The organism is Herbaspirillum sp. B65, assembly GCF_000333555.1.
Classification (GTDB): Bacteria; Pseudomonadota; Gammaproteobacteria; order Burkholderiales; family Burkholderiaceae_D; genus Herbaspirillum; species Herbaspirillum rubrisubalbicans.
The window spans coordinates 1-8488 of the sequence record NZ_BADI01000766.1; the positions used below are offsets into that span (position 1 = coordinate 1).

Annotated in this window: 7 protein-coding genes and 1 pseudogene; all 8 read right to left on the reverse strand. The window is 62.2% G+C overall.

All coding sequences use genetic code 11. From position 1 onward, the window contains the following. Positions 1 to 231 (reverse strand): dTDP-4-dehydrorhamnose 3,5-epimerase family protein (locus tag I5W_RS17980; RefSeq protein ID WP_148289142.1); only part of this gene is annotated, 231 nt, incomplete at its 3' end. A 257-nt stretch (positions 232 to 488) separates the two neighbouring features. After that, positions 489 to 1205, reverse strand: a pseudogene (gene lpxA / locus I5W_RS17985) (acyl-ACP--UDP-N-acetylglucosamine O-acyltransferase); the annotation flags it as partial. A gap of 145 nt (positions 1206 to 1350) precedes the next feature. Beyond that, positions 1351 to 1815 (reverse strand): 3-hydroxyacyl-ACP dehydratase FabZ, encoded by a 465-nt coding sequence (gene fabZ / locus I5W_RS17990; protein WP_017451072.1) that lies wholly within the window; start codon positions 1813 to 1815, stop codon positions 1351 to 1353. Next, positions 1808 to 2896 carry a UDP-3-O-(3-hydroxymyristoyl)glucosamine N-acyltransferase gene (gene lpxD / locus I5W_RS17995; RefSeq protein WP_044530254.1) on the reverse strand — a complete coding sequence of 363 codons (1089 nt, stop codon included), beginning with the start codon at positions 2894 to 2896 and terminating at the stop codon, positions 1808 to 1810. Before lpxD ends, fabZ begins: the two co-directional genes overlap by 8 nt. Before the next feature lie 135 nt (positions 2897 to 3031). Continuing rightward, positions 3032 to 3541 (reverse strand): OmpH family outer membrane protein, encoded by a 510-nt coding sequence (locus I5W_RS18000; protein ID WP_231739064.1) that lies wholly within the window; start codon positions 3539 to 3541, stop codon positions 3032 to 3034. Positions 3542 to 3586: 45 nt separating this feature from the next. Next, positions 3587 to 5968 (reverse strand): outer membrane protein assembly factor BamA, encoded by a 2382-nt coding sequence (gene bamA, locus I5W_RS18005; protein ID WP_044530255.1) that lies wholly within the window; start codon positions 5966 to 5968, stop codon positions 3587 to 3589. 195 nt (positions 5969 to 6163) lie between these two features. After that, complete coding sequence (rseP, locus tag I5W_RS18010) at positions 6164 to 7537, reverse strand: RIP metalloprotease RseP (RefSeq protein WP_044530256.1); 1374 nt, start codon at positions 7535 to 7537, stop codon at positions 6164 to 6166. After that, positions 7534 to 8488, reverse strand: a 955-nt coding sequence (gene dxr / locus I5W_RS18015; protein WP_044530257.1) for a 1-deoxy-D-xylulose-5-phosphate reductoisomerase, incomplete at its 5' end; no start/stop codon positions are given. The genes rseP and dxr, both read right to left, overlap by 4 nt.

Genomic DNA, 8488 nt, shown 5'->3' on the forward strand with positions numbered 1-8488 from the left:
ATCTTTACGCGGGCCCTGCTTGCCTTGCGGGTGCCGGATCTGGTAGTGCAGTCCGCGCAGTACGCCGCGTGCCGACCGGGAATGGTTGTCCTGGACGAATTGCACATCCACTGCGGTCTGTTCTTGGAAGCTGCGTTGGTTGAAGCTCTCATAGAAAAAGCCACGGCTGTCCCCGAACACCCGAGGTTCGATCTCCAGATCGCGACCATAGAAGATGTTGTCGCCCAGGATCGGTGCCGAGGGATCAGCACCGATGAAGTCTCGCCCGATCAGGAGGTGAATCCATTGGGATTGTTTTGCTGCCAGCGCCAGGAGTCGGCGCACATGGCATCCAGTCCAAGCTTGGCTTCCCAGCCCAGCTTGCGTCGCGCCTCGGCAGGGTCGGCATAGCAGGAAGCAATGTCGCCCGGGCGGCGCGCCGCGATGGTGTAGGGGATGGGTTTGCCGGCCGCCTTCTCGTAGGCCTTGACCACATCCAGCACACTGTCCGACTTGGCTTGCATCTCGGCCAGTTGCTGCTTGGCTTCTTCCAGCGGCAGGCCGGCGCGGTAGATCACCTTATAGGCGCGCTTGATCTCCATGATCTGCTCGCTGCTGAAGCCACGGCGGCGCAAGCCTTCGCTATTGATGCCGGAGGGCACCGCGCGGTTGCCGGCGGCGGTCACGAAGGGCGGTACGTCCTGGCTGACGGCCGCAGTAAAAGCGGTCATCGCGTGCGCACCGATGTGGCAGAACTGGTGAACGGTAGTGAAACCGCCCAGGAAGACGTGATCGCCCAGATGCACGTGGCCGGCCAGGGTGGCATTGTTGGCCAGGATGATATGGCTGCCCAGCTGGCAGTCATGCGCCAGGTGGACGTAGGCCATGATCCAGTTGTCGTTGCCGATGCGGGTAGCGCCCGCATCCTGGAACGTGCCACGGTTGAAGGTGACGAATTCGCGGATGGTGTTGCGGTCACCGATTTCCATCGTGGTGGGCTCGCCCGCATACTTTTTGTCCTGGGGCGCAGCGCCGATGGAGGCGAACTGGAAAATCTGGTTGTCGCGGCCGATGCTGGTATGGCCTTCGATCACCACGTGGGGACCGATGCGGGTGCCGGCGCCGATGCGCACGTCAGGGCCGATGACGGCATAGGCGCCGATCTCGACGGAGTCATCGATCTGCGCTGCGGGGGCAATCACTGCGCTTGGATGGATCTTGGACATATCCTGTGCTTCGATTGGGTTTGCAAAATGTGCATATTACATTGTAGCAATCTGCACAATGAATCAGGCCCGGCGCGATCTTGCCGATCGCCGCCGGGCCTGGCTTGCAGCCTCAAGCCGTGCAGGCCGGGCTGCTTTGAGGCATTCAGGCGCCCTGGCTGGCGTCGGCGGCGCTGCGCATGGTGCACATCAGGTCGCCTTCCACCGCCACCTGGCCATCCACCGTGGCCACGGCGCGGTACTTCCAGATGCCACGGGCGCGACGGGTGATTTCCACTTCCATCTTCAACTGGTCGCCGGGCTCCACCGGACGCTTGAAGCGGGCATTGTCGATGCCGACGAAGTAGACCACGGTGTTTTCATCGGGCTTGCGGCCTTCGGTCAGGAACGACAGCAGCGCGGCGGTCTGGGCCAGTGCCTCGATCATCAGCACGCCCGGCATCACCGGCTTGTGGGGGAAGTGGCCGTTGAAGAATTCTTCATTCACGGTCACGTTCTTGATGGCGGTGATCGTCTTGCCGCTCTCCCAGTTCAGCACGCGATCGACCAGCAGCAGCGGGTAGCGGTGCGGCAGGTACTGTTTGATTTGATTGATGTCGAGGCTATTCATTCTCTTCTTGATTCTCTGAAAGCGGGGCTTGGCCCGCTTGTTCTTGTGTCAACGTTTTGAGCGTTTTATCCAACGCCCGGATTTTCTCACGCATCGTGCCCAGATTGCGCACCAAGGCAGCGGATTTTTCCCAATCACGGTGTTCCGTGATGGGATAGAAGCCGGTGTACTGGCCCGGCTCCAGGATGGAACGCAAGGCCAGCGTACCGGCCGAGACGTGCACTTTGTCCACGATGGTGATGTGGCCATGGATCATGGCGGCGCCACCGATGGAGCAATATTTGCCGATTTTCGCGCTGCCGGCGATGCCGGCACAGGCGGCAATGGCGGTGTGGGCGCCGATGTGGCAGTTGTGGGCGATCTGGATCTGGTTGTCGAGCTTGACGCCCTCCTCGATCACAGTGTCGGCCAGGGCACCGCGGTCGATGGTGGTATTGGCGCCGATTTCAACGTCATCGCCGATCATCACGCGCCCTACCTGCGGGATCTTGATCCATTGCCCGGCTTCGTTGGCAAAACCGAAGCCATCCGCACCGATCACCGCGCCCGAGTGCACGATGCCCCGCGCGCCGATTTCACAGGCGTGATGCAGGGTGGCGCGGGCATGGAAATGGGTATCCTCACCGACCTTGGCGTGGTGACCGATGAAGCTGCCGGCGTCGATCCGGGCGCGCGCACCGATCACGGCCCCGGCCTCGATCACCACCAGCGGGCCGATCACCGCATCCGGCGCCACCTGGGCCGCAGGATCGACCACGGCGCTGGCATGGATGCCGGCGGGTGCCAGTACTTCGGCCTGGGCCTGGAACAACTGGGCGGCGCGGGCGAAATAGGCGTAGGGGTTGCGCGTGACGATGCGGGCACCGGCATAGGCCTGCACCTGGGCGTCGTCCGCCTCGGACAGGATCAGGGCTGCAGCCTGGGTCTGGTCGGCTTGCGCGCGGAATTTGGGGTTGGAGAGGAAGGTGATGTAGCTGGAACCTGCGGCATCCAGCGGCGCGATGCCCTGGACTGCGATGTTCGCATCACCCTTCAACTGCCCGCCCAAGCGCTCGACCAATTGCGCCAGTCGAATACTCATCTTGGCTTTCCGAATGTTAGGCGTTGCTTTGCGTTGCGATGGCACCGGGATTGCTCAATTATTCATATAGCAAGCCCTGAAGCGACATGCGGGCGCAGGGTGTTGCCACCCTGCGCCCGCACGGCATGGATGCGATTACTTGGCCAGTTCCTTCAACACCTTGTCGGTGATGTCGATACGCTTGGAGGCGTAGACAGCTTCCTGGAACACGATGTCGTACTTCTCGGACTCGGCGATCTGGCGGATCACCTTGTTGGTGCGTTCCAGCACCACGGCCAGTTCTTCGTTGCGACGCTGGTTCAGGTCTTCGCGGAATTCACGCTGCTTGCGCTGGAATTCCTTGTCCAGGTCGGACAGGTCACGCTGGCGCTTGGCGCGGTCGGAGTCCGACAGCACCGCAGCATCCTTGTCCAGCTTGTCGGACTGTGCCTTCAGGCGTGCGGCCATGTCTTGCAGATCGCGGTCGCGCTTGGCGAACTCGGCTTCCAGCTTGGCTTGCGCCGCCTTGGCGGGCGCCGCTTCGCGGAAGATGCGTTCGGTGCTCACGAAAGCGATTTTGGAGCTTTCCTGCGCATGGGCGGGGGCAAAGCTCAACAGGCAAGCAGCCATCACGATGGTCTGCAGGGACAGGAACGATTTGGTCATGAACTTCAAGATTACTCTCCGTATTACGAATCAATGATGACCGCTTTAGAAGCCGGTACCCAGTTGGAACTGGAAGGTTTGAGACTTGTCACCCGTCTTCAGGTTCAATGGCTTGCCGAAGCTGAGCTTCAGCGGGCCAATCGGCGACACCCAGCTGATACCGACACCGGCCGAATAGCGCAGGTCGTTCAACTTGATGTTCTGGCCATCGGCGAAGACGTTACCGCCGTCAAAGAAGGTGAACCAGCGCAGCGTGCGGTCCTGGCCGGAGCCGGGGAACGGGAATTGTAACTCCACGTTGCCATACAGGCGAGACGCGCCACCCATGGAGTCGCCGTACTGGTCCTTGAGGCTACCCAGCGAGGAAGCCTCGTAGCCGCGCACGGTGCCGATACCACCGGCATAGTAGTTCTTGAACACCGGATAGGGCTTGCTGCCGATGCCACGGCCGTAATCGACTTCACCATTCAAGGCCAGGGTCACTGCCTTGCTGAAGAAGGGCTGGAAGTACTGGTGCTGGTAGCTGGCGCGGTAGTACTTCAGGGTGCCCAGGTACGACACTTCCAGGTTGGCGCGCTGGTAGCGGCCAGAGGTGGGGACCAGGGCCGAGTCGCGGCCGTCGCGCTGCCATGCCACGGTCAGCGGGATGCTGGTGGTACGGGCGCTGCCGATACCGCAAGTGGCGGTCGAGGAAACGTCGGTCACATCGCAACCGGCGCTGCCGGCACCGCCGAAGTCGCGCACGTACTGGCGATACAGCGAGGGGCTGGTGCTGTCGGTGCTGACGTTGGTGTTTTCCAAGCCGATACCGAAGAACACGCGGTCCAGTTCCGAGAACGGCACGCCGAACTTGATGCTGCCACCCAGCGTCTTGACCCGGTAGTCACCGGTCGTATAGACCGAGGGACGGATCGTGCGCAGGTAGAGTTCGTAGGTGCGGCTGATGCCATCATCGGTGAAGTACGGGTTGGTGGTCGACACCGAGATGGTGCGGTAGCGCGAGCTGGTGTTGATGTCGATGCCCACGGTGTTGCCGCTGCCGAAGGCGTTTTCCTGCGAGATCGAGCCGGTCAGGCTCAACTTGTCCGATTGCGAGAAGCCGGCGCCGACCATGATGTTGCCGGTGGGCTTTTCCTCGACCTTCATGTTCACATCGACCTGGTCGCTGGTGCCCGGTACTTCCGGCGTATCGACGGTGACTTCCTTGAAGTAGCCCAGACGGTCCACGCGGTCGCGCGAGAGCTTGATCTTCTCGCCGTCGTACCAGGAATCCTCGAACTGGCGGAATTCGCGGCGGATCACTTCATCGCGGGTCTTGGTGTTGCCGGCGATGTTGACGTGACGCACGTAGACGCGCTTGCCCGGGTCGACCATGATGGTGAAGGAAACTTCCTTCTTCTCGCGGTCCACATTGGGATTGGCGTTGACGTTGGCGAAGGCATAGCCGAAATTACCCAGGCGCTCGCCGATCTTCTTGGTGCTCTCGGTGAGCTTGGCGCCGGAGTAGACGTCACCGGCCTTCAACTGCACCAGCTTGGCCAGTTCCGGCTCCATGCCGAACATCTCGCCTTCCAGCTTGACGCCGGAGACGGTGTACTTCTCGCCTTCCTTGATGTTGACGGTGATGTAGATGTCTTTCTTGTCGGGCGTGATCGACACCTGGGTCGATTCGACCTGCATCTCCAGGTAACCGCGGTCCAGGTAGTAGGAGCGCAGGGTTTCGATGTCGCCCTGCAGCTTTTCCTTGGAATACTGGTCGGCCTTGGTGTACCAGGTGAACCAGCCGGGCGTGGTCAGCTTGATCTGGTCGCGCAGGGTGCTGTCGGAGAACACCTTGTTGCCCACGAAGTTGATCTGCTTGATGCGCGAGACTTCACCTTCGTCCACCGAGAAGGTGATGGCCACGCGGTTGCGCTCGACCGGGGTGACGGTGGTGGTGACCTTGGCGCCATACAGGCCGCGCGAGAGGTATTGGCGCTTCAGTTCCTGTTCGGCACGATCGACCTGCGAGCGGTCGAAGATGCGCGACTCGGCCACGCCGATTTCCTTCAGGGCCTTGGTCAGCTGTTCCTTGTCGAACTCCTTGATGCCGGAGAAATCGACGCTGGCAATGGCCGGGCGCTCGACCACCTGCACCACCAGCACGTCGCCTTCGGCTTCGATGCGCACGTCACGGAAGAAACCGGTGGCGTACAGCGCCTTGATGGCGGCGGTGGCCTTTTCATCGTTGAAGGTATCGCCCACGCGCACCGGCAGGTAGCTGAAGACGGTGCCGGCTTCGGTACGCTGGATGCCTTCGACGCGGATATCCTTGACCACGAAGGGCGTGATCGCCATGGCCTGGCTGGAGCACAAGGCAAAGGCGGCTGCGGCGATCAGGCGACGGGAGAAGGTCGGAATGGGATGTTGCGCAGGGTGTAATTTCATCTATCGTTCATCAACAGTTTTTCGCCGCGGCACTGACAAGATGCTGGTAAGAAATTGAGAACGGATACCTGATCCATTGCCAATTGCTTAACAACTGCCGTCGGGGTTGGCCGGCAAATGTAAAAAATCCGGTCTTTCTCGCCGCCCCGCCGCATTGCTGCTCGCTTGCTCGCCGGGGCCGGCATCAGGCCGGATTCATCCTTGGAACATCAGTCGCACGATATCGTTGAACGCAGCAACGAGCATCAGCGCCATCAGTAATCCCAGGCCGGCGCGCTGCGCGATTTCCCCAAACCGCTCGGAAACGGGCCGCCCTGTCAAAATCTCCAGCGCATAATACAGCAAATGACCGCCGTCTAAAACCGGGATTGGCAAGAGATTCATCACGCCCAGGCTGATACTGATGAAGGCCAGGAAGCTCAGATAGCTCACCAGGCCCACGCGGGCGGTCTGTCCGGCATAGTCGGCAATGGTGATGGGGCCGGTGATGTTCTTGAGCGAAACCTGGCCGACGATCATCTTGCCGATCATCTTGATGGTCATCACGCTGGTATCCCAGGTACGCTGCGCGCCCTTGGCCACGGCGGTGAGGGGCGCATCGCTGATGGTGGCCATCTCGGGCGTCAGCGGCACCTCGACCTTGATGCGGCCGATGCGCTTGCCGCTGTCGCCCTCTTCCACCGTATCGGGCGTGACCCGCACTTGCAGCGGCATGGTGCCGCGCAATCCCTGCAACACCAGCGGCTTGCCGGCCGATTCGCGGATCTTTTCGACGAAGGCCAGGCCATCCTGGACCGGCACGCCATCGATGGCGGTGATGCGGTCGCCGGTCTGCAAACCGGCCGCCTTGGCCGGCCCATCCAGGATCTGGCCCAGGATCGCCGGCGGACGCGCCAAGGCCAGGCCCAGCTTGGCCAGGAAGTCGCCCTCCAGTTCATTGCTGTCGATACCGCCCAGGCGCAGCGTCACTGTGTCGAGCAGCTTGCCATTGCCGGCAGGATTGGGGCGCTCGACGTCGATGCGGGCATCGGCCTTTTCCAGCACCAGTTGCATCAGTTTCCAGCGCACTTCCGACCAGACCTGCACCGGCGCGCCATTGATGGCGGTGATGCGATCACCCGCGCGCAAGCCGGCCTGGTAGGCGGCACTCTGCTCGGTTGCGCCCCGCAGCACCGGCACCGGCTCGGGCACGCCGTGCATGTACAGTCCGGCAAAGAGCAGGATCGCCAGCAGGAAGTTGGCCAAGGGGCCGGCGGCCACGATGGCGATGCGGCGCCAGACCGACTGGCGCGTGAATTCACGCTTGAGGTCGGCGGCGGGGATGTCTTCCAGGGGTTGCTCGCGGGCGTCCAGCATCTTCACATAGCCGCCCAGGGGCAAGACCGAAATAGCCCATTCGGTCTGGTCGGGGCCGAAGCGGCGCGACCAGATCACCCGGCCCATGCCCACCGAAAAACGCAATACCTTGACCCCGCACCAACGTGCCACCAGGTAGTGACCCAGCTCATGGACCACCACCAGGGTGCCCAGGGCAACGAAGAAAGCGATCAGGGTATGCAGCAGGTTCATCGTGAAATCAGTGTGCAGGCGTGGTCACGCGCCTGTCGGTCCTGCTCCAGCAGGGCCGCGATATCGTCGGCTTGCCGGTTGGGGATGGCGGACATGACCTCTTGGATCAGGGGAGCGATCTTCCCGAAGCCGATACGGCGGTCCAGGAAGGCTTGCACGGCGACTTCATTGGCGGCATTGAGGATGGCCGCCAGCGTACCACCGGCTCGCAGGGCATCATACGCCAGTTTCAGGCAGGGGAAGCGCGTGAAGTCAGGCGGGAAGAACGATAACTGCGCAATCTGCGCCAATTCCAGTGGCGCCACGCCCGAGGCGATACGCTCGGGATAGGCCAGCGCATTGGCAATCGGGGTGCGCATGTCGGGGTTACCCAACTGTGCCAGCACCGAGCCATCCGCATAGGACACCATGGAATGGATCACGCTTTGCGGGTGGATCACCACCTCGATCTTGTCGGCCGGCGCACCGAAGAGCCAGTGCGCCTCGATCACTTCCAGCCCCTTGTTCATCATGGTGGCCGAATCCACCGAGATCTTGCGCCCCATCACCCACTTGGGATGAGCCACCGCCTCTTCCACCGTGACCTGGTCGAAGGTAGCCACGTCACGCGTGAGGAACGGGCCGCCGGAGGCGGTCAGCAGGATCTTTTCGACGCCATGGGCCGGCATGGAGCGGGTGTAGCCGGTCGGCAGGCACTGGAAGATGGCATTGTGCTCGCTGTCGATGGGCAGCAGGCTGGCGCCGTGCGCCTGCACCGTATCCATCAGCAACTGGCCGGAGATGACCAGGGCTTCCTTGTTGGCCAGCAGGATTTTCTTGCCGGCACGGGCCGCGGCCAGCGTGGAGGCCAGGCCGGCCGCACCGACGATGGCCGCCATGACCATGTCGCAGCCATCCGCCGAGGCGATGTCGCACAGGGCTTGCGGACCATAGGCCACTTCGGTGGCCAGG